The 21,519-nt window shown below is 73.1% G+C and carries 13 protein-coding genes; 9 read left to right on the forward strand and 4 right to left on the reverse strand.

Going from position 1 to position 21,519, the window contains the following annotated elements; genetic code table 11:
* Positions 1-24 precede the first annotated feature (24 nt).
* Positions 25-1,203, forward strand: coding sequence for an adenylyltransferase/sulfurtransferase MoeZ (moeZ, locus tag ACF1AL_RS24875; RefSeq protein WP_366838386.1), 1,179 nt, complete (start codon positions 25-27; stop codon positions 1,201-1,203).
* Between the two features lie 146 nt (positions 1,204-1,349).
* Here the strand turns inward: moeZ and ACF1AL_RS24880 are convergent, their stop codons facing one another.
* Entirely contained in the window at positions 1,350-2,237 is an 888-nt protein-coding gene (locus tag ACF1AL_RS24880) for a helix-turn-helix transcriptional regulator (RefSeq protein ID WP_391780132.1), read from the reverse strand.
* A gap of 212 nt (positions 2,238-2,449) precedes the next feature.
* Here ACF1AL_RS24880 and ACF1AL_RS24885 point away from each other — a divergent pair, with 212 nt between their 5' ends.
* The 4 genes from ACF1AL_RS24885 (at position 2,450) to ACF1AL_RS24900 (ending at position 5,618) form a co-directional block, all read left to right on the forward strand.
* Positions 2,450-3,466: a zinc-dependent alcohol dehydrogenase family protein gene (locus ACF1AL_RS24885; protein WP_391827423.1), complete on the forward strand. Its 1,017-nt coding sequence runs from the start codon at positions 2,450-2,452 to the stop codon at positions 3,464-3,466.
* Between the two features lie 39 nt (positions 3,467-3,505).
* Positions 3,506-3,916: a cupin domain-containing protein gene (locus ACF1AL_RS24890; RefSeq protein WP_366838383.1), complete on the forward strand. Its 411-nt coding sequence runs from the start codon at positions 3,506-3,508 to the stop codon at positions 3,914-3,916.
* 54 nt (positions 3,917-3,970) lie between these two features.
* A complete protein-coding gene (locus ACF1AL_RS24895; RefSeq protein WP_391827425.1) occupies positions 3,971-4,738 on the forward strand; it encodes an SDR family NAD(P)-dependent oxidoreductase in 768 nt (255 codons plus the stop codon).
* 121 nt (positions 4,739-4,859) lie between these two features.
* Complete coding sequence (locus ACF1AL_RS24900) at positions 4,860-5,618, forward strand: DUF6928 family protein (RefSeq protein ID WP_391827427.1); 759 nt, start codon at positions 4,860-4,862, stop codon at positions 5,616-5,618.
* Between the two features lie 46 nt (positions 5,619-5,664).
* Here the strand turns inward: ACF1AL_RS24900 and ACF1AL_RS24905 are convergent, their stop codons facing one another.
* The 3 genes from ACF1AL_RS24905 to ACF1AL_RS24915 form a co-directional block, all read right to left on the reverse strand.
* Complete coding sequence (locus tag ACF1AL_RS24905) at positions 5,665-7,215, reverse strand: alpha/beta fold hydrolase (protein WP_391827429.1); 1,551 nt, start codon at positions 7,213-7,215, stop codon at positions 5,665-5,667.
* A gap of 135 nt (positions 7,216-7,350) precedes the next feature.
* Positions 7,351-8,892, reverse strand: coding sequence for an alpha/beta hydrolase (locus ACF1AL_RS24910; RefSeq protein WP_391827431.1), 1,542 nt, complete (start codon positions 8,890-8,892; stop codon positions 7,351-7,353).
* A gap of 141 nt (positions 8,893-9,033) precedes the next feature.
* A complete protein-coding gene (locus ACF1AL_RS24915) occupies positions 9,034-12,051 on the reverse strand; it encodes a lysylphosphatidylglycerol synthase domain-containing protein (protein ID WP_391827433.1) in 3,018 nt (1,005 codons plus the stop codon).
* A gap of 185 nt (positions 12,052-12,236) precedes the next feature.
* On the opposite strand from ACF1AL_RS24915, the gene ACF1AL_RS24920 reads away from it, so the two are divergent.
* The 4 genes from ACF1AL_RS24920 (at position 12,237) to ACF1AL_RS24935 (ending at position 21,514) form a co-directional block, all read left to right on the forward strand.
* A complete protein-coding gene (locus ACF1AL_RS24920) occupies positions 12,237-12,629 on the forward strand; it encodes an MGMT family protein (protein WP_366838375.1) in 393 nt (130 codons plus the stop codon).
* 258 nt (positions 12,630-12,887) lie between these two features.
* A complete protein-coding gene (locus ACF1AL_RS24925; RefSeq protein ID WP_391827435.1) occupies positions 12,888-16,412 on the forward strand; it encodes an ATP-dependent helicase in 3,525 nt (1,174 codons plus the stop codon).
* A 126-nt stretch (positions 16,413-16,538) separates the two neighbouring features.
* Positions 16,539-20,063: a UvrD-helicase domain-containing protein gene (locus ACF1AL_RS24930; RefSeq protein WP_391827437.1), complete on the forward strand. Its 3,525-nt coding sequence runs from the start codon at positions 16,539-16,541 to the stop codon at positions 20,061-20,063.
* 47 nt (positions 20,064-20,110) lie between these two features.
* On the forward strand, positions 20,111-21,514 hold the full coding sequence (locus ACF1AL_RS24935; protein WP_391827439.1) for a dipeptidase: 1,404 nt from the start codon (positions 20,111-20,113) through the stop codon (positions 21,512-21,514).
* The last annotated feature ends 5 nt before the right edge of the window (positions 21,515-21,519 follow it).

Here is a 21,519-nt window from a genome sequence, read left to right on the forward strand (position 1 = left end):
GATTGACCGACCAACGGAGTCCCCGTGTCGCTGCCACCCCTGGTCGAGCCAGCCTCTGAGCTCACCGTAGACGAGGTCCGCAGGTACTCCCGCCACCTGATCATCCCCGACGTGGGGATGGACGGGCAGAAGCGGCTGAAGAACGCCAAGGTGCTCTGTGTGGGCGCCGGCGGCCTGGGCTCGCCGGCGCTGATGTACCTGGCCGCCGCGGGCGTCGGCACGCTCGGCATCGTGGAGTTCGACGAGGTCGACGAGTCGAACCTGCAGCGCCAGATCATCCACAGCCAGTCCGACATCGGCCGTTCCAAGGCGGAGTCCGCGCGGGACACCGTCAAGGGCATCAACCCGTACGTGAACGTGGTCCTTCACGAGGAGCGGCTCGAGGCCGACAACGTGATGGACATCTTCAGCCAGTACGACCTGATCATCGACGGCACGGACAACTTCGCGACCCGTTACCTGGTCAACGACGCGTGCGTGCTGCTGAACAAGCCGTACGTCTGGGGCTCGATCTACCGCTTCGACGGCCAGGCGTCCGTCTTCTGGTCCGAGCACGGCCCCTGCTACCGCTGCCTCTACCCGGAGCCCCCGCCCCCCGGCATGGTTCCCTCCTGCGCCGAGGGCGGCGTCCTGGGCGTGTTGTGCGCGTCCATCGGCTCCATCCAGGTCAACGAGGCCATCAAGCTCCTCGCGGGCATCGGCGAGCCGCTGGTCGGCCGCCTGATGATCTACGACGCCCTGGAGATGACCTACCGCCAGGTCAAGGTCCGCAAGGACCCCAACTGCGCGGTCTGCGGCGAGAACCCGACCGTCACCGAGCTCATCGACTACGAGGCCTTCTGCGGCGTCGTCTCCGAGGAGGCCCAGGCGGCGGCCGCCGACTCCACGATCACTCCCAAGCAGCTCAAGGAGTGGATCGACGACGGCGAGAACATCGAGATCATCGACGTCCGCGAGCCGAACGAGTACGAGATCGTCTCCATCCCCGGCGCCCGTCTGATCCCGAAGAACGAGTTCCTCATGGGCACCGCCCTGGAGGGCCTCCCGCAGGACAAGAAGATCGTCTTGCACTGCAAGACGGGTGTCCGCAGTGCGGAAGTCCTCGCGGTCCTCAAGTCCGCCGGCTTCGCCGACGCGGTCCACGTAGGCGGCGGCGTCATCGGCTGGGTCAACCAGATCGAACCCCACAAGCCGGTCTACTGATCCCGGCTCTCGCCCACCCGCGAGGCTGACGAAGCCCACGGCCCCGACCTTGTCGGATGCCGTGGGCTTCTGTCGTTGCCGGACGGCGCGGGGTCCTGTCCGGCCGGCAACGACAGCGCGGAGAGGGCTGACCGCCGGTTGTGCCGTCAGCTGGATGCGTGTCGCGCGGGGGAGATCGCGTCTCGGGTGGCGGCCCAGGAGGCGAGCAGGCGCAGGCCTTCTTCGGAGGGGGAGCCGGGTTCGGCGGTGTAGACGGTGAGGGTGAGGCCGGGTTCGGCTGCCATGTCCAGGCCTTCGTAGGCGAGGGTGAGGTCGCCGACCGCGTGGTGGTGGAAGCGTTTGGTGCCGGTGCCGTGGTGGCGCACGTTGTGGGCGCCCCAGCGGGTGCGGAAGTCGTCGCTGCGGGTGGAGAGTTCGCCGACGAGGTCGTGGAGATCCTTGTCGTGGGGGTCGCGGCCGGCCTCGGTGCGCAGGATGGCGACGGCGATGTCGGCGGCCTGGTCCCAGTCGGGGTAGAAGCGGCGGGAGGCGGGGTCGAGGAACTGGAAGCGGGCCAGGTTGGCCTGGTTGCCGGCCGTGGCGTAGACGTCGTCGTAGAAGGCGCGAGCGAGCTGGTTGGTAGCCAGGAGGTCCATGCGGCCGTTGCGGACGAAGGCCGGGCCGGCGGTGACGGCGTCCAGGACCCACTGCAGGCTCCGGTGTGCGGTCCAGGTCCGGGCGGTGCGGCGACGAGGCCGGGTGAGTGCGTCGGAGCCGTCCGCGGCCTGCGCCAGGTTGAGCAGGTGGGCGCGTTCGGCGTCGTCGAGCTGGAGGGCGCGGGCGACGGCCTCGAGTACGGCAGGGGAGACGCCGGCGAGGTTCCCGCGCTCGAGCTTGGCGTAGTACTCCACGCTCACATCGGCCAGGGCGGCGACCTCGCTGCGGCGCAGGCCCGGCACGCGCCGGCGGTTCCCGGCGGGCAGGCCGGCCCGCTCGGGGGTGATCTTCGCTCGCCGCGAGGTGAGGAACTCGCGGACCTCTGCTCGGTTGTCCACCCTTTCGACGGTACGTCCCGCCCGTGTCCACAGGGATGTACTGCCAGTACACCCCTCGATGGTGTCTCGCTACGGGTGCGAGGAGCGGGTTACCTGGATGACGTGGTGCTTTCCGCCCGGTCGTCACGACGGGAGCTTGCATCCGGCCCTGCACTCGGCGACGGCCCCGGCATCCGGGATCGCACGCCTCGGCGAACAAAGGAACCTCTCCCATGCGCGGAGCAATGATCCACGCCCCCGGCGACGTCCGCTTCGAGACCGTGGACGACGCGAAGATCCTCAAACCGACGGACGCGGTCATCCGTACGGCCGTGACCTGCGTGTGCGGCTCGGACCTGTGGCCCTACCGCGGTGCCGAGCCGATCGGCGACCCGCACCCGATGGGCCACGAGTACGTCGGCTTCGTGGAGGAGGTCGGCTCCGCGGTCACCTCGGTGAAGCCGGGCCAGTTCGTCGTCGGCTCCTTCGCCACCTCGGACAACACCTGCGCGAACTGCCAGAACGGCTTCCAGTCGAACTGCCTGCACCGCGAGTTCATGTCCACCTGCCAGGCCGAATACGTCCGCATCCCCAACGCCCAGGGAACCCTGGTCGCCACCGACGAGATCCCGGACGAGGAGTTCTGGCCCGGTCTGCTGGCCGTGTCCGACGTCATGGGCACCGGCTGGTGGGCTGCCGACGCCGCCGAGGTGAAGCCCGGCGCGACCGCCGTGGTCGTCGGCGACGGGGCGGTCGGCCTGTGCGGTGTGATCGCGGCCAAGGAGATGGGCGCGGAGCGGATCATCGCCATGTCGCGGCACGAGACGCGGCAGAAACTCGCCCGGGAGTTCGGCGCCACCGACATCGTCACCGAGCGCGGTGAGGAGGGTGTCGCGAGGATCAAGGAGCTGACGAACGGGATCGGCCCCGACTCCGTCCTGGAGTGCGTCGGCACCCCCGAGGCCATGAGCCAGGCCCTGCACTCGGCCCGGCCCGGTGGCAACGTCGGCTTTGTCGGCGTCCCCCACGAGGTCGCGATCGACGGGCAGGAGCTGTTCTTCTCCCACGTCGGCCTGCGCGGCGGCCCCGCCCCCGTACGCCGCTACCTGCCCGACCTCATCGACCGGGTCCTGACCGGCGCGATCGACCCGGGCAAGGTCTTCGACCTCACGCTGCCCCTTGAGCAGGTCGCCGAGGGCTACCGGGCCATGGACGAGCGCCGCGCCATCAAGACCCTCCTCAAGCCCTGACCCGCCGCTCTCACCCCCGCCACCCGTACAAGGAACTTCATGCAGATCACCCGTAGCTCGATCGACACCGTCAAGGGCCCGGCCGACTGGTTCACCGGCGACGTCTACATCGACGCCGTAGCCGCCGCGCCCGAGCCGTCCCGGGTCACCGCGTCGCTGGTGCACTTCATGCCCGGCGCCCGCACCCACTGGCACCGCCACCCGCTCGGCCAGACCGTCTTCGTCACCGAGGGCGTCGGCCTGTGCCAGCGCCGCGGCGGACCGGTGGAGGTCATCCGCCCCGGCGACCGCGTCCTGTTCGAGGCCGGCGAGGAGCACTGGCACGGCGCCGCCCCGAACCGGCTGATGGTGCACGTGGCCATCAACGAGGGCGACGCCGACCACGCCGTCGTCCACTGGCTGACCCCCGTCACCGACGAGGAGTACGCAGCCGCCCCGGCCACCGACTGAAACCCGACGCCGCGCCCCAGCGCGTGCGCGGCCCGGCAGCTCAAAGGAAACCCCGTGAACCCCACCTACGACTTCACCGGCCAGGTCGCCTTCGTCACCGGCGCCAGCTCCGGCATGGGCCTGGCCGCCGCCCGCGCCTTCGCCACCTCCGGCGCCGCCGTTGCCCTTGCCGACGTCGACGAGACCGCGGTGCACGCGGCGGCCAAGGACCTCACCGAGGCCGGGCACCAGGCCCTCGCCCTGGTCTGCGACGTCGCCGACGAGGACCAGGTCGCCGCCGCCGTCGACCGCACGGTGGCCAGGTTCGGCCGTCTCGACATGGCCTACAACAACGCCGGCATCCAGATCCCGCCCGCCGACGCCGCCGACGAAGGCGCAGACCAGTTCGACCGCGTCCACGCCATCAACCTGCGAGGCGTCTGGGCGTCCATGAAGCACGAACTGCGGCACATGCGCGAGCAGGGCAGCGGCGCCATCGTCAACTGCTCCTCCCTCGGCGGCCTTGTCGGCCTCCCCGGCCGTGCTTCCTACCACTGCTCCAAGCACGGCGTGATCGGCCTGACCACCAGCGCCGCCCTCGAATACGCCCCGCGCGGCATCCGCGTCAACGCCATCTGCCCCGGCACCATCGACACCCCCATGGTCAGTGACATGATCGCCAAGGGGGAACTCGACCGTGCCGAAGCCGAAGCAAACCAGCCCATCAACCGGCTCGGCACCGCTGAGGAAATCGCCCAGGCCGTCCTGTGGCTGTGCAGCCCCGGCGCCGGCTTCGTCACCGGCGTCGCGCTCCCCGTCGACGGCGGCTACACCGCCCAGTAGGAGTATCGGGCGTCCGCGCACGCCCCAGGAACGTGCCGGACGGACTGGCTGAGCCACCCCGCTGTCAGCGCCTGCGGCTAGCGTGCGTTCGCCATGGACGGCAGCGCTCTGGGGAGGGGCTTTGGGAGCCAAGACGGGACTGCTGGTGTACTCCGACGGTGCCGCGCCGGAGCTGCTGCGGCAGGTGGGCGCGGCGGACCGGGACCGGACGACCGCCCTGATGCGGCGGCTCTACCCGGGCTGGGAGATCGAGGAGTGTGCGGGCTCGGATCTCTGGGACGGCGTCTACCCCCCGAAGGGAACGGCGTATGCGGCCAGCTGGCCGGGCGTGGACGTCGTCGGCGATCAGAGGGTGATGATCGACGCCCCCTCCCAGCTCCCGGAACACCTCGTCGCCGCGAGCGCCGGCCGGCGGCTCGTCCTGCATGCGATGCACAGCGTCGTCGACTGGCTGGCGTTCGCCGTCTGGGAGGACGGGCGCCTCGTCCGCTCCCTGAGCCTGTCCCCGGACAGCGGCGTCATCGAGAACATCGGCGATCCGCTCCCCTTCGAACTGCCCTACTGGGCCGGAGACCGCCCGGCCGACGTCGTCCCCTGGCCGGGGGAGGAGGAAGAGCCCTACGCCCTCCCGTTCCACCCCTTGGACCTGGGCGAGGACGCGCTGCGCGCTCTCTGCGGCTTCATCCAGGAAGGCCGTCCACACCCCGATGACGTCGACGCGGAGGCCATCGCGCTGTACGGATTCCACGTACGAGACCCCCACGCCCCCGGCCCCGCCGAACAGGAAGCCGCGCTACGGAGGGCAGTTGCCGCCGTGCCACCCCCGCGCGTGTACACACTGGCCCCGGACGGCACGTTGATCGAACGCGGTGGTCTGTGACTCAGCCCATGGCCCCGACGGATCCCGGCCGCCGTGACCGGGACGATCAGGAGCAGACCGTGTTCCCGGCAGGTGGGGTGCCCTTCAGGAGGTATGTGTTCACCTTCGTGTCCACGCAGGTGCTGCCGCTGCCGTAGGCTCCGTGGCCCTCGCCCTTCCAGGTGAGGAGGACGCCCACGTTCCGGCCGAGGGTGTCGGCCATGTGGCGGGCTCCCTCGTAGGGGGTGGCCGGGTCGCCCGTGTTGCCGACGACGAGGATCGGGGGCGCGCCCGGGGCGCTCACCTGCGGGGTGTCGTACTGGCCCGGTACCGGCCAGTCGTGGCACCAGCCGGCCGTGTCCCAGCCGAGGAAGGGGCCGAAGACCGGCGAGATGCGGGTGAAGGCGGCCAGGCGCTGCTTCGTCTGCTGCGGCGTCGGGCGCTGCTTCTCGTCGAGGCACGATATGAGCCGCTGGGAGTGGGACGAGGTGCCGTAGTGGCCGGAGTCGTCGCGTTCGTTGTAGCCGTCGGCGAGGGCCAGCAGTGCGGTGCCGTCGCCCCTTTCGGCGGCGCTGAGGGCGCCGGTCAGGCTGGGCCAGCTCTGCTTGCTGTACAGCGGCAGGACGATGCCGGTCACCGCGAGGTTCTGCGTGAGCTTGCGCCCGGAGGAGGTCGGCAGGGGCTGGGCGTCCAGCCGGCGCAGCAGGCCGGCGATACGGACGGTGCCCTGTGCCGGGTCCTGGCCGGTGGACTTCAGGTAGTCGTCCAGCGCCCGCTGGAAACCGCGGGTCTGGTTCTCGGCGTGGCCGATCGTGTCGGCGGTGGGGTCGACCACCGCGTCCAGCACCAGCCGGCCCACGTTCCGCGGGAACAGGTGGGCGTAGACGCCGCCGAGCTCGGTGCCGTAGGAGATGCCGAAGTAGTGCATCTTCGTGTCGCCGAGGACCTGGCGCATGAGGTCCATGTCGCGCGCGGTGTCGGTCGTGGACACGTGGGCCATCAGTTCCCCGGCGGCCTTCTGGCAGCCCTTGCCGAAGGCGGCGGCGTCCGCCAGGAACGCCTGCTCCTCCTCGGGTGTGTCCGGCGTCGCGTCGATCGCCTCGGCGGCCTGGATCTCCCGGTCGTCGCGGCAGCGCACGCCTTCGCTCGCGGCCACCCCGCGCGGGTCCCAGCTGACCAGGTCGTAGCGCTCGCGGAGTGCGGAGACCAGCGGCGCGTACGACGGCATGCCGGCCACGCCGGAGCCGCCCGGGCCGCCGAAGTTGAACAGCAGCGAGCCGATGCGGTCGCCGCCCGTCGCCCGGGCCCGGATCAGGGCCAGGCCGATCGTCCGGCCGGTGGGACGGGACCAGTCCAGCGGCACCTTCAGCGTGGCGCACTGCCACTCCCCGCCCGGCGCCGGCGAGTCGGCGGTGGCCTTGCAGCGGCCCCAGTCGAGCTTCTGCGCGGTGAGGGAGGCGGGGAGCCCCGTCGCTGTATCCGGGGCGGTGGCCGGCGGACGCGGACTGCCCGGGCGGGCGTCGGACGCGTCGTCCGATGACGACGAGCCTCCACCGCAGCCGGACATCAGCAGTGCGGCAGCGGCTGCGAGCGCTGCCCACCGGATCGAACGTGCCATGACCCTCACCCCCCTCGTGCACCGCCCGCACCGGACGGCGAACGGCTGTCCGGCCATCGTAGGGGGATCGGGCCGCGCCTGTCGGGGCCTGTGGATAACTCTCTGACCTGGGGGTTCGCCGGGCGGCTCCAGGGGTCAGGAGCAGACGGTCCCGGCCGGCGGGACCTTTCCCTCCAGTAGATAGCCGTTCACCGCGGACTGCACGCACTTGTTCTTGCTGTCGTACGCCCCGTGGCCCTGACCTTTGTACGTCAGCTCGACCCCGACGCCCTTGCCGAGGGCGTCCACCATCTTCCGGGCGCCCTCGTACGGCGTGGCCGGGTCCCCGGTGTTCCCGACGACGAGGATCGGCGCCGCACCGGGCGCGCTGACGTCGGGATGGTCGGCGGCGCCGGGCACGGCCCAGTCGGTGCAGCTGACCATGCCCCAGGCCAGGAAGTCCCCGAACAGCGGCGAGGCGGCCCGGAACTCGGGCAGCTTGCCCTGCACGTAGGCGGCGTCGTACCGCGGCTTGTCGTCGGCGCAGTTGATGGCGATGTTCGCGGCGGTGATGTTGCTGTACTCGCCGTTCTCGTTGCGCCCGTTCATCGAGTCGGACAGGGCCATGAGGATCCGGCCGTTGCCGCTGTAGGCCTCCTGCAGCCCCTCGGTGAGGTACTCCCAGAAGTCCTTGGAGTACAGGGCCTGCGCGATGCCGTTGGTCGCGGCGGTCTGCGTCAGCTGGCGCGGGAAGATGCCCGGGATCGGCTTGCGGTCGAGGTCGTGCAGCAGCGCGGCGATACGGTTCTCCACCTCCTGCGGGGTGGCGCCGATCGGGCACTCCTCGACCTTGGAGGTGCAGTCCTTGGCGAAGTTGTCCAGGGCGAGCTGGAAGCCCTTGGCCTGGCCGAGCGCGCCCTGCTCGGCGTTCTGCGTCGGGTCGACGACCGCGTCGAACACGGCCCGCCCGACGTGCCGGGGGAACAGGTGGGCGTAGACGCCGCCGAGTTCGGTGCCGTAGGAGATGCCGAAGTAGTACAGCTTGTCGTCGCCGAGGACCTGGCGCATCAGGTCCATGTCGCGGGCCGCGTCGGTGGTGCGCACATGCGGCAGGACCCGCCCGGAGTGGTCCTCGCAGGCCGCGTTGAAGTCACGCGTGTTGGTGAGGTACGTGGTGCGCTCGGCGGTGTCGTCGGGCGTGGCGTCCTGCTGGAAGTAGGCGTCCAGCTGCTGGTCGTTCTCGCACTTCACGGGTGCGCTGCGGCCCACCCCGCGCGGGTCGAAGCTGACCAGGTCGAAGCGGGTGCGCAGGGCGGCGTAGTCCTGGCCGAAGGCGGGCAGCGTGGTGACGCCGGAGCCGCCTGGGCCGCCGAAGTTGAAGATGAGCGAGCCGATGCGCCGGTCGGCCGGGCCGCTGGTTCTGGCCCGGATCAGCGCGATGCCGATCGTGTCGCCCTTGGGTTTGGACCAGTCCAGGGGCGCCTTCATGGTGGCGCACTGCCACTGGCCGCCGTTGGGCAGCGGCGAGGGCGCGTTGCCGCCCCCCTCGGCCTGCGAGGGGGCGGGGCAGTCCTTCCAGCTGAGCTTCTGATCCGTCAGGTCCTCGTCCTTGGAATCACTGCAGGCAGCGAGGGCCGCCGACAGCAGCAGAGCGGTGACGGTCAGGGCGGCGGCGCGCAGCCGGGAGGGGTTGGGCATGATCCCATCCTGCGGCGCCGCCCGCCCGCGCGCGCGGGGCGCGGGCCCGTTGGGGGGACGGGCGCCCGTCGGACAACAGCGGCCGTCCGAGCGATCGCGGCCGTCCGAGCGATCGCGGCCGTCCGAGCGATCGCGGCCGTCCTACAGCGCTCCCTTGCGGGTGAGGTGGTTGAACGCCAGCCAGCCCGGCAGTACCGGAAGCCACAGCGTGAGCAGCCGGTACAGCAGCACCGCGGGCGCGGCGACCTCCTTGGGCAGTCCGACGGCGATCAGACCGAGCGTCAGCGACGCCTCGACGGCACCGACGCCGCCCGGGGTGGGGGCGGCCGAGCCGAGCGCGTTGCCGGCGAGGAAGACGACGGCGACGCTGGCGAGGCTCAGCGAGACCGAGCCGTCGCCGAAGGCGCGGATGGAGGCGTCCAGGCACATCACGAAGCAGGCGGTGAGCAGCAGCATGCCGCCGATGCCGGTGACCAGCTTCTGCGGCCGCTGCAGCACGTCCAGCATGCGCGGGATGACGCCCGCGAACAGCGACCGCACGCGCGTGACGATGAACTTCCGCAGGAACGGTACCGACGTCACCACGAGGACGAGCACCGCGACGGTCAGCAGGCCGGCGATGACCGTGCGGGACGGCGACAGCGACGGGGTCTTCTCGGTGCCCGTCAAATAGCCGAACGACAGCAGCATCAGGATGTGCGCGCCGAGCCCGAACAGCTGCGAGGCGCCCACGCTGGCCACCGCGAGGCCGGGTCGCACCCCCGCGCGCTGCAGGAAGCGGGTGTTCAGCGCGACCCCACCCACCGCCGCGGGCGCCACGATCTTCACGAAGGACCCGGCGACCTGCGCCGCCACCGTCCGCGGGAAGGGCACCCGCTCGGGCACGAAGCCCAGCAGGCTCATCGCGGCGGCGACATAGCTCAGCGCCGAGAAGAGCACCGCGGCGGCCACCCAGCCCCACTGCGCGTTCGCCACCAGCGGCCCGAACTCGATGTGGGTGAGCTGGGTGAGCAGGAAGTACGCGCCGATGGCGCCGGCGATGAAGCTGATCAGCGTGCGCGGCCGCACCCGCTCCAGGCGGGCCGGCTCGACCGGTGCCTGCGGCCTGATCAGCAGCACCTGGTGCCGGATCTGGCTGAGCAGGTCCTCTTCGCGCGCCTCCTCGCGGGCTTCCTCCAGCGCCTCGTCGACGGCCCGCTTCTCGGCCCGCGCCTGCGCCCGTACGGCCTTCTTGTCGGCCTTGTCCGGCTCCGCGGCGCCCTCTTCGTGGGCCTCCGCGCGGATCTCCTTGGCGTGCCGGGCGGCCTCCAGGACCGCCTCGCGCTCGCGCTGGGCACGCTCGCGTGCCAGCTTGCGCAGCGTCGCGCGCGTGGAGCGCGTCAGCGCGATGGGCTGGAGCATCGGAAGGCAGTCGGCCACGGCGTCGGGGCCGAGGACGCTCACCGCGGAGGCCACCGCACGCTCGGCGCCCACCCGCAGGCCGAGCGTGGTGACCAGCTGGGCGATGTCCATGCGCAGCAGCAGATCACCGGCCGCGATCTCGCCGCCGCGCAGGTCGGTGAGGATCACCCTGCCGGAACGATCCACCAGAATCGCGTCACCGGCCAGCCTGCGGTGCGCGATGCGCCGCGACTGCAGGGCGCGCACCTGGTGCCAGGCGTTGCGCAGCAGCTCGTCGGTGATCTCCTCGTCCGCCAGCGAGTCCAGGCTGCGTCCGCCGGTGTGCTCGTAGACGAGCATGACGGCGTCGGGTCCGAGCTCGGAGGTGGCGATCAGCTTGGGCGCGTTGGCGCCGGCGGCGATCGCCGCGTAGGCGAGCAGCGCCTCCTGCTCCAGGGCCTGGCGCAGCGACTGCAGGCTGCTGCGGGTGGCGAAGCCGCGCAGCGTCAGGTTGCGCCAGGCGCGGTAGAAGAAGCCCTGGGCCTGCTGCTCGCGGTCGACGACCGTGACGTCCAGCGGCGGGCCGTCCTCCAGGGTGACGAAGTAGCGCCTGCCCCGGTCGCCCATCTCGGCGGTCTCCGGGATCTCCTCGCGGGCGGCGCTGACCGGGCGGAAGCCGACGGTCCGCAGACCGGCCATGAGGGTGCGTCCGGTGGGGCGCACATTGGGCGAGCCCACCGCGTACAGCGTGCCGTAGGCCACGGTCCAGCCGATGAGCACGGTCAGGATGATCGAGAACGGCGTGGTGTAGCCGGTGACCAGCATCGAGAAGGCGTCGAGGAGCAGCACGATCCACAGCACGGCCCGCCAGCGCGGCCTGCGGGACATGCCGACGGCGGTCATGTACGCGATGACCGGGGCGAGGTAGCCGTGCACCGGGTCGGTCAGCGCGTGGATGTCGCCGGGGGAGGGCTGGGTGAGCGCCTCCTGGATGGAGTGGGGGGCGGCCTTGGCGACCCACAGATCGGTGGCGAGCGTCACGCCGTGCGCGAGGACGGCCGCGAGGACGCCGTCGGCGATGCGCAGCCCGTCGCGTTTGATCAGCCGCTCGATCGCGAAGGCGACGGGGACCAGCAGGATCGCGATGCTGGACGCCAGGCCGGCGATCTTGATGAGCAGGTCGGGCGCCTGCCCGGTGCCCTTGTTGATGTCCTGTTCGAGACCGGAGGTGGTGCCGTGCGCGAAGGCGGCGATCGCCAGCAGGACGATGATCGCCAGCACACCCACCAGCAGCCGCATCAGGTCGGAAGGGCGGTGCACGCGCGCGGGGAGCAGCGGCTCGTCGCCCTCCACCTCGTCGATGTGGGTCACCTCACGCTCCTCGTCGAAGCCGCGTGAGGCGTTCGTGTCCTTCGAGCGCTGCTCGGACGCGCCGCCCTGCCGAGGCCGGTCGCCGCCAGGACGGTCGTCCCGGGAAGGCCGGTCGCCGGCGGGCAGATCGCCCGGGGAAGGCCGGTCGCCGTCCGGCAGGTCGCTCTCGGGAGGCCCGTCGCCGCCGGACCGGCCGCTAGAGGACGGCCGGTCGCCGTCGGACCCGTCGCCCTGGGGCGGCTGGGGCGGCTTGTCGCGGTCGGGCCGGCCGCCTTGGTCGCTCGCGGCCTGGCTGGGCTGGTCCTCCGCCGTTTGGCCGGACTGGTCGCTCGTGCCGTCGGTGCCCGGGCGCGACGCAGCGTCAGAGGTGCCCTCCGCGTCTCCGGGGTGCACACCCTGCTGCTTCATCGTCTCTTCTTGATCTCGTATCACCGGTCACCGCCCGCACGATGGTGGCATGCCCCACCGACACCCGGGGGCATCAGGGTCACCTGCGGGGGCGCACAGTCTGCCCGAAGCGCCGTCCCGGGGCGAGGCTCACGCACCGTCGGGAACCGGTCACTGTGTCGGTGGTGTGGTGCAGGATGGGGCGAATGAGCGAGCAGAGCCGCCCGGCCGACGCCGGCGCGTTCCCGGAGGACGACGACGCGCTCCCCGAGTACGCCGAGCGCGTCCTCGAGGTCGCCGAGCTGATCCCGCCGGGGCGCGTCATGACGTACGGGGACGTCGCCGAATGGCTGGAGGAGGGCGGCCCGCGCCAGGTCGGCCGGGTGATGTCCCTGTACGGCGGTGCCGTCCCGTGGTGGCGGGTCGTACGGGCCGACGGCGTGCTGCTGCCGGGGCACGAGCAGCGCGCGCTCGCGCACTACCGGGCGGAGGGCACCCCGCTGAAGCAGGCGAGCCGGGCCGCGCACGGCCATCTGCCGCGCCTCGACATGAAACGCGCGCGGTGGGACGGCGGCGGACGCGCTGACGCTCACACCTGACAGCTTCCGCCATGCGGCACGCCGCCGTGTGACCTGTGACCCGTAAGGGTGAAGGAGGGCACCACCGTGGCATGACGTACGTTCGAGAGTGGAGGGACAGGCGTGGCCCGAGCGCCCGGCGGGAAGGACCGGAAGTCCTCCTTCCGCCCTGTTGCCCGGCGTAGCGTCGGCCGCACCCGTCTCCCGTACCCCCCGGCCACCGCCGCCCACGCGCGCGGGGCCGCGCACCCAGCACTCCCACCAGGACCGGCGAACCACGTGAGCTCCTCTTCCTCCACCAAGCGCCTGCCGCACCCCCGGGTACGGCAGGGGAGCCGTGGCGCCTACCGACTGCTGCGTACCCCGCCGCACCGTCCGGACCCCCCTCGTCTGGACGCCGCCCAGCGTGCCGTGGTTGACCACGACCGCGGCCCGCTTCTCGTCCTGGCGGGCCCCGGCACCGGCAAGACCACCACCCTCGTGGAGTCCGTGGCCGCCCGCATCGCCCGCGGAGGTGACCCCGCGCGCGTGCTCGTGCTGACGTTCAGCCGCAAGGCGGCCGTCGAACTGCGCGACCGCATGGCGCTGCGCATGGGCGCCGGCCGCGCGCCCCAGGCGACCACCTTCCACTCCTTCTGTTACGCCCTCGTCCGCGCCCACCAGGACACCGACCTGTTCGTGGAACCGCTGCGGCTGCTGTCCGGCCCCGAGCAGGACGTCACCGTCCGCGAGCTGCTGGCCGGGCAGGTCGACCTGGAGCGGCTCGGCCTCGCGCACGTGCGCTGGCCCGACGAACTGCGTGCCTGCCTGACCACGCGCGGCTTCGCCGACGAGGTGCGCGCCGTCCTCGCCCGCAGCCGCGAACTCGGGCTCGGCCCCGACGCCCTGGACGCCTTCGCCCGCCGCATCGGCCGCCCCGACTGGCGGGCCGCCGCCGCGTTCCTCGCCGAGTACCTCGACGTCCTCGACCTGCAGGGCGTCCTCGACTACGCCGAACTGGTCCACCGCGCGGTGCTCCTCGCGCGCCGCCCCGAGGTCGCCGAGCGGCTGGCCGCCCAGTACGACGCCGTGTACGTCGACGAGTACCAGGACACCGACCCGGCCCAGGTACGGCTGCTGCACGCGCTCGCCGGCGGCGGCCGGACCCTCGTGGCCTTCGGCGACCCCGACCAGTCGATCTACGCCTTCCGCGGCGCCGACCTGAACGGCATCCTCGACTTCCCCCACGACTTCCCGCGCGCGGACGGGCGCCCCGCCCCCGTCGCCGTACTGCGCACCTCACGCCGCTCCGGCGCCGCCCTGCTCGCCGCGACCCGCCTGATCACCCAGCGCATGCCGCTGACCCGGCTGCCCGCCGAGAAGGTGCGCGCCCACCGCGAGCTGACCCCGGTGCGCGACGGGGGCCGCGTCGAGGTGTACACGTACCCGACGCCCGGCACGGAACTGGACAACATCGCCGACATCCTGCGCCGCGCCCATCTGGAGGACGGCGTGCCCTGGCGCGACATGGCCGTCCTCGTGCGTGCGGGCGCCCGCACCATCCCGGCGGTCCGCCGCGCCCTGACCGCCGCCGGCGTCCCGCTCGACATCGACGGCGACGACCTGCCGCTGCGCCACGAACCGGCGGTCGCGCCGCTGCTGACGGCACTGCGCGCGGTGGCCACGGCGGAGGCGGGCGGGACGCCCGGCGACGGGCACGGGGAGGCCGACTCGCACGCGGAGTCCGGCCCGCGCGCGGAGTCCGACGCTCCGGTCGGGTCCGAGGCTCAGGTGGAGTCCGAGGCTCAGCCCAAGGCCGGTCAGGCCGAGCCCGATGCCCCGGCCGAAGCCGACGCTCCAGCCGAAGCCGAAGCCGAAGCCGAAGCCGAAGCCGACGCTCCGGCCGATGCCGAGGCCGACGCCCCGGCCGAAACCGACACCCCACCCCCCTGCTGGCTGGACACCGAGACCGCCCTCACCCTGCTCTCCTCCCCGCTCGCCGGGATGGACGCCGCTGATCTGCGCCGTCTGGGCCGCGCGCTGCGCGAGGAGGAGCGCGCCGCCGGCAACCCGCTGCCGCCTCCCTCCGACGAGCTGCTCGCGCGCGCCCTGGCCGAGCCGGAGCGCCTCGCCGTGCACGACCCGACCTACGCGCGTGGCGCCCAGCGCCTCGGCGCGCTGCTGCGCACGGCACGCGAGCGCCTGGCCGGCGGCGGAACGGCCGAGGAGGCGCTGTGGGACCTGTGGGAGGGCACGCCGTGGCCCGGGCGCCTGGAGCGGGCCGCCCGGCGTGGCGGCGCGGCCGGACGCAACGCCGACCGTGACCTGGACGCGGTGTGCGCGCTGTTCGCGACCGCGGCCCGCGCGGAGGAGCGCACCGGCGGGCGCGGCGCGCTGAACTTCCTGGAGCAGATCGAGGCCGAGGACATCGCCGCCGACACGCTCACCCGGCGGGCCGTGCGCACGGACGCCGTACGGCTGATGACCGCGCACCGCTCCAAGGGCCTGGAGTGGCGCCTGGTCGTCGTCGCGGGGGTCCAGGAGGGGCTGTGGCCCGACCTGCGCCGGCGTGGCTCCCTGCTGGAGGCCGACCGCATCGGCCGTGACGGGCTGGCCCAGCCGCTCACCCCGGGCGCGCTGCTCGCGGAGGAGCGCCGCCTGTTCTACGTCGCCGCCACGCGCGCGAGGGAACGGCTCGTCGTCACCGCCGTGAAGGCCCCCGCGGACGACGGCGACCAGCCCTCCCGCTTCCTCACCGAACTCGGCGTCGAGCCCAGGGACGTCACGGGCCGTCCGCGCCGCCCCCTGTCGGTCGCCGCCCTGGTGGCCGAGTTGCGCGCCACCACCGTCGACCCGCGTGCCTCCGACGCCCTGCGGAAGGCGGCCGCGCAGCGTCTCGCGCGCCTCGCCGCGCTCGCCGACGAGGACGGCCGCCCCTTGGTGCCGTCCGCGCACCCCTACCGCTGGTGGGGCATGTGGGACCCCACCGAGTCCAAGGTGCCGCTGCGCGACCGTGACCAGCCCGTCGTGCTGTCCGGCAGCGCCCTGGACCAGCTCGCCAACACGTGCGCCCTGCAGTGGTTCCTGGGCCGCGAGGTCAAGGCCGACGCCCCCGCGACCGCCGCCCAGGGCTTCGGTAACGTCGTCCACGTCCTCGCCGACGAGGTCGCCTCCGGCCACACTCCCGCCGACCTCGCCGTGCTGATGGAGCGGCTGGAGACGGTGTGGAACGCGCTCGCCTTCGACGCGCCGTGGAAGTCGCAGCAGGAGAAGGACAACGCGCGCGTGGCGCTCGAACGCTTCCTGAAGTGGCACGTCATGGACCGCGGCGGCCGCACCCCGGTGGCCAGTGAGCACGACTTCGACGTCACCCTGCGGGCGGGCGAGTACGAGGTGCGCGTCCGCGGCCAGATGGACCGCGTCGAGGCCGACGGGGACGGCCGGGCCTACGTCGTCGACTTCAAGACCGGCAAGCAGGCGCCCAGCTCCGCCGAGGTGGCCCGGCATCCGCAGCTCGCCGTCTACCAGCTCGCCGTCCGCGAGGGCGCCGTCGACGACGTCTTCGACGGGGTGCGGCCCGAGCCGGGCGGCGCGGAGCTGGTCCAGCTGCGGCAGGGCGCCGCGAAGCGCGACGGCGGCGAGACGCTGCCCAAGGTGCAGGCGCAGGAGCCCCTGGAGGGGGAGTGGGTGGGCGAGCTGCTGGCCACGGCGGCCGGCAAGGTGCTCGACGAACGGTTCACGCCGACCGCCGGCCAGCACTGCACGCACTGCGCCTTCCGCGCGTCCTGCAGCGCACGGCCGGAGGGGCGCCACGTCGTGGAGTGACCCGGCGGCGGGAATCGCCAGGGGCCGGCGTGACCGACTCCACCTCACGGGTTGACCTGCGCTTCTTCCGTCCCGGAGGGTGACGCGGGCCTCCGCTGTCAGTGCCCGCGGCTAGCCTCTTGCGATGTGTCCGCACGTATCACCGACCCCGAGCAGCTCAAGGAGCTCCTCGGCATCCCGTTCACCCCGGAGCAGACGGCCTGCATCATCGCGCCGCCCGCCCCGCAGGTGATCGTGGCCGGCGCCGGGTCCGGCAAGACCACGGTGATGGCGGCGCGCGTGGTCTGGCTGGTCGGCACCGGCCAGGTCGCACCCGAGCAGGTCCTCGGCCTGACCTTCACCAACAAGGCCGCCGGCGAACTCGCCGAACGCGTCCGCAAGGCCCTGATCAAGGCCGGTGTCACCGACCCCGACGTCATCGACCCGGACAACCCGCCCGGCGAGCCGGTGATCTCCACCTACCACGCCTTCGCCGGCCGCCTGCTGACCGACCACGGCCTGCGCATCGGCCTGGAGCCCTCCTCCCGGCTGCTCGCCGACGCCAGCCGCTACCAGCTCGCCGCGCGTGTGCTGCGCGAGGCGCCCGGCCCCTACCCGGCGCTCACCCGCTCCTTCCCCGACCTGGTCAGCGACCTGCTCGCGCTCGACGCCGAGCTCGCCGAACACCTCGTACGCCCCGAGGCGCTGCGCGCCCACGACGCCGAACTGCTGCTCACCCTGCAGGGCGCCAAGCTGTCCAACGCCGACCTGCGCAAGGTCCCCGAGACCGCCGCCGCCCGGCGGGCGCTGACCGAGCTGGTCCTGCGCTACCGCACCGCCAAGCGCGACCGCGACCTGCTCGACTTCGGCGACCAGATCGCCCTCGCCGCGCAACTCGCGCAACTGCCCGAGGTGGGCCGTCTGCTGCGCGAGGAGTTCCGCGTGGTGCTCCTCGACGAATATCAGGACACCTCCGTCGCCCAGCGCGTGCTGCTGGCCGGCCTCTTCGGCGGCGGTACCGGCCACCCGGTCACCGCCGTCGGCGACCCCTGCCAGGCCATCTACGGCTGGCGCGGTGCCTCCGTCGCCAACCTCGACGACTTCCCCGAGCACTTCGCCCGCGCCGACGGCCGCCCCGCCACGCGGCAGGCCCTCAGCGAGAACCGCCGCAGCGGCGGCCGCCTCCTGGACCTAGCCAACGGCCTAGCGGAGCCCCTGCGCGCGATGCACGCGGGCGTGGAGGCGCTGCGCCCCGCCCCGGGCGCGGAACGCGACGGCATGGTCCGCTGCGCCCTGCTGCGCACCCACGCCGAGGAGATCGACTGGATCGCCGGCTCGATCGCCCACCTCGTGCACACCGGCACCCCGCCCGGGGAGATCGCCGTCCTGTGCCGCACGGCCAACGACTTCGCCGAGATCCAGGGCGCCCTCGTCGCCCGTGACGTCCCCGTCGAGGTCGTCGGCCTGTCCGGGCTGCTGCACCTGCCCGAGGTCGCCGACCTGGTCGCCGTCTGCGAGGTGCTCCAGGATCCCGGCGCCAACGCCGCGCTGGTACGGCTGCTCACCGGCCCGCGCTGGCGCATCGGCCCCCGCGACCTCGCCCTGCTGGGCCGTCGCGCCCGGCTGCTGGTGGCGCACACGCGAGTGGACGACGGCGACGACCCGGACCGCCGTCTCGCCGAGGCCGTCGAGGGGGTGGACCCGTCGGAGGTGATATCGCTCGCGGACGCCCTGGACACCTTCCTCGAGACGCCCCTGGACGGTCAGGACGACGGGCTGCCGTTCTCGCCGGACGCGCGCGTGCGCTTCGCCCGCCTCGCCGCCGAACTGCGCGACCTGCGCCGCTCCCTGGCCGACCCGCTCATGGACGTCCTGCACCGGGTCCTCGCCGTCACCGGCCTGGAGGTGGAACTGTCGGCGTCCCCGCACGCGCTGGCCGCCCGCCGCCGCGAGACGCTGTCCAACTTCCTCGACGTCGCCGCGTCCTTCGCCGCGAACGACGGCGAGGCCACCCTGCTGGCCTTCCTCGCCTTCCTGCGCACCGCCGCCCAGTACGAGAAGGGCCTCGACAACGCCCTGCCCGGCGGCGAGAACACCGTCAAGGTGCTGACCGCGCACAAGTCCAAGGGCCTGGAGTGGGACGTCGTCGCCGTCCCCGGCCTGGTCACCGGTACCTTCCCCAGCGGCCAGGGCCGCGAGAAGTGGACCGCGCAGGCCAAGGTGCTGCCGCACGCCCTGCGCGGCGACGCCGACACCCTGCCCGACGTCGAGGCGTGGGACCCGCGCGGCATGAAGGCCTTCCACGAGGCCATGAAGGACCACCAGCACACCGAGGAACTCCGCCTCGGCTACGTCACCTTCACCCGCCCCCGCTCCCTGCTGCTCGGTTCCGGCCACTGGTGGGGCCCCAGCCAGAAGAAACCGCGCGGCCCGTCCGACTTCCTCCTCGCGCTGTACGAGCACTGCGCCGCCGGGTACGGCGAGATCGAGGCGTGGGCCGACGAGCCGGAGGAGGGCGAGGAGAACCCGGCGCTCCAGCAGGCCGGGGCCGAGCAGGCATGGCCGCTGCCGTTGGACGAGGCCGCCCTGGCCCGCCGCCGGGCCGCCGCCGAGACGGTCCTCGCCCACCTCGACGCCCTCGCCGCCGGCGACGCGACGGCGACGCACGACCCGGACACGTACGACGACCCGGACTGGCCACCGCCCCCCGAGGACGACGAGCCGCCCTTCGACCAGGCTCCCATCGACGAGCCGCCGTTCGACGAGCCGCCCCTGGACGAGCCCGACCCCTTCGCGGAGGACGCGGACTGGGACGACACGTGGCCGGCCGAACGGCCGACGGTGCCCCACCAGGCCGCGGCTTCCGAGCCCCCGGCCCCCGAGCCCCCGGCCCCCGAGCCCCCGGTCACGGCCCCGCAGCCGCAGCCCTCCCCGCCCCGCGCGGACCGGCCCGAGCCCCTCACGCCCGAGGAGGCCCGCGTCGTCGCCTCCTGGGACCGGGACCTCGACGCGCTCACCGGCGAGCTGCTGCGCGCCCGCGACGCCGTCACCGACGTACCCCTGCCGGCGTCGCTCACCGCCTCGCAGCTGCTGCGCCTCGCCGCCGACCCCGACGGCTTCGCGCAGGAGCTCGCCCGCCCCATGCCGCGTCCGCCGCAGCCGGCCGCCCGCCGGGGCACGCGCTTCCACGCGTGGGTGGAGACCCGCTTCGAGGCGCTGAAGCTGCCCCTGCTGGAGCCGGACGAGCTGCCCGGAAGCGACGCCGAGATCGCCGACGAACACGACCTCGAAGCCCTCAAGGAGGCCTTCGAACGCACCGAGTACGCGCACCGCACGCCCTACCGCGTGGAGGAGCCCTTCCAGCTGTCCCTCGCCGGGCGCGTGATCCGCGGCCGGATCGACGCCGTCTACAAGGACGGCGACGGGGAGGACGCGACGTACGAGATCGTCGACTGGAAGACCAACCGCCGCCGCGACGCCGATCCGCTGCAGCTCGCCGTCTACCGGCTGGCCTGGGCCGAGCGGCAGGGCGTCCCTGTGGAATCCGTCACAGCGGCGTTCCTCTATGTGCGCACCGGGCAGGTCGTCCGGCCCGGCGACCTGCCGGACCGGGCCGCCCTGGAGAGGCTGCTGACCTCGGAAGGGGCCGTGGAGGCCGAGCCCGGTGTGTGACGAACCGCCCAGCCTGGATGTCACTGAGTGCCGATAGGCTCGACACCATGAGCCAGACCCCGGACAGCGCCGTCCGCCAGTACATCGAGCAGCACCGCGCCGCCTTCCTCGACGACCTCGCCGCATGGCTGCGCATCCCCTCCGTGTCGGCCCAGCCCGACCACGCCCCCGATGTACGCCGCAGCGCCGACTGGCTCGCCGCCAAGCTGACCGAGACCGGCTTCCCGACCGCCGAGATCTGGCCGACCGCGGGCGCGCCCGCCGTCTTCGCCGAGTGGCCCTCGGACGACCCGCAGGCCCCCACCGTCCTGGTCTACGGCCACCACGACGTGCAGCCCGCCGCCCGCGAGGACGGCTGGGACAGCGAGCCGTTCGAGCCGGTGGTGCGCGACGGCCGCCTCTACGCGCGCGGGGCCGCCGACGACAAGGGCCAGGTCTTCTTCCACACCCTCGGGGTGCGCGCCCACCTCGCCGCGACCGGCCGCACCGCCCCGGCCGTCCACCTCAAGATGCTGATCGAGGGCGAGGAGGAGTCCGGTTCCCCGCATTTCCGCGCGCTCGTCGAGGAGCGGGCCGACCGGCTCGCCGCCGACGCCGTGATCGTCTCCGACACCGGCATGTGGGCCGAGGACACCCCCACCGTGTGCACGGGCATGCGCGGCCTCGCCGAGTGCGAGATCCGGCTGTACGGCCCCGGCCAGGACATCCACTCCGGCTCCTTCGGCGGCGCGGTGCCCAACCCGGCCACCGCCGCGGCCCGCCTGGTCGCGGCGCTGCACGACGAGCACGCGCGCGTGGCGATCCCCGGCTTCTACGACGGTGTCGTCGAGCTGACCGACCGCGAGCGCGAGCTGTTCGCCGAGCTGCCCTTCGACGAGCAGCGCTGGCTCGCCACCGCCAAGTCCTCCGCCACCCACGGCGAGGCCGGCTACTCCACGCTGGAGCGCATCTGGGCCCGTCCCACCGCCGAGGTCAACGGCATCGGCGGCGGCTACCAGGGCCCCGGCAGCAAGACGATCATCCCGTCCTCGGCGATGGTGAAGCTCTCCTTCCGGATGGTCGCGGGCCAGGACCCGGCGCACATCGAGAAGGTGGTCCGCGCCTGGGCCGCCGACCAGGTGCCCGCCGGGATCCGCCACGAGATCACCTTCGGCGCCGCCACGCGCCCCTGCCTGACCCCGCTGGACCACCCGGCGCTGCAGTCCGTCGTGCGCGCCATGAGCCGCGCCTTCGAGCAGCCCGTCCGCTTCACCCGCGAGGGCGGCTCCGGACCGGCCGCCGACCTGCAGGAGGTCCTGGGCGCCCCCGTGCTCTTCCTCGGCATCTCCGTCCCCTCCGACGGCTGGCACGCCCCGAACGAGAAGGTCGAGCTCGATCTGCTCCTCAAGGGCGTCGAGACCAGCGCGTACCTCTGGGGTGACCTCGCGGCCGGCGGGCGTGATACGCCCTGACCCCG

It is taken from the genome of Streptomyces sp. NPDC014801 (assembly GCF_043082085.1).
Classification (GTDB): Bacteria; Actinomycetota; Actinomycetes; order Streptomycetales; family Streptomycetaceae; genus Streptomyces.

Coding starts and splice junctions, on each gene's coding strand:
- ACF1AL_RS24885 (WP_391827423.1), top strand. CDS start 2,450: ATGCGCGGAGCAATGATCCACGCCCCCGGCGACGTCCGCTTCGAGACC.
- ACF1AL_RS24890 (WP_366838383.1), top strand. CDS start 3,506: ATGCAGATCACCCGTAGCTCGATCGACACCGTCAAGGGCCCGGCCGAC.
- ACF1AL_RS24905 (WP_391827429.1), bottom strand. CDS start 7,215: ATGGCACGTTCGATCCGGTGGGCAGCGCTCGCAGCCGCTGCCGCACTG.
- ACF1AL_RS24910 (WP_391827431.1), bottom strand. CDS start 8,892: ATGCCCAACCCCTCCCGGCTGCGCGCCGCCGCCCTGACCGTCACCGCT.
- ACF1AL_RS24915 (WP_391827433.1), bottom strand. CDS start 12,051: ATGAAGCAGCAGGGTGTGCACCCCGGAGACGCGGAGGGCACCTCTGAC.
- ACF1AL_RS24920 (WP_366838375.1), top strand. CDS start 12,237: ATGAGCGAGCAGAGCCGCCCGGCCGACGCCGGCGCGTTCCCGGAGGAC.
- ACF1AL_RS24935 (WP_391827439.1), top strand. CDS start 20,111: ATGAGCCAGACCCCGGACAGCGCCGTCCGCCAGTACATCGAGCAGCAC.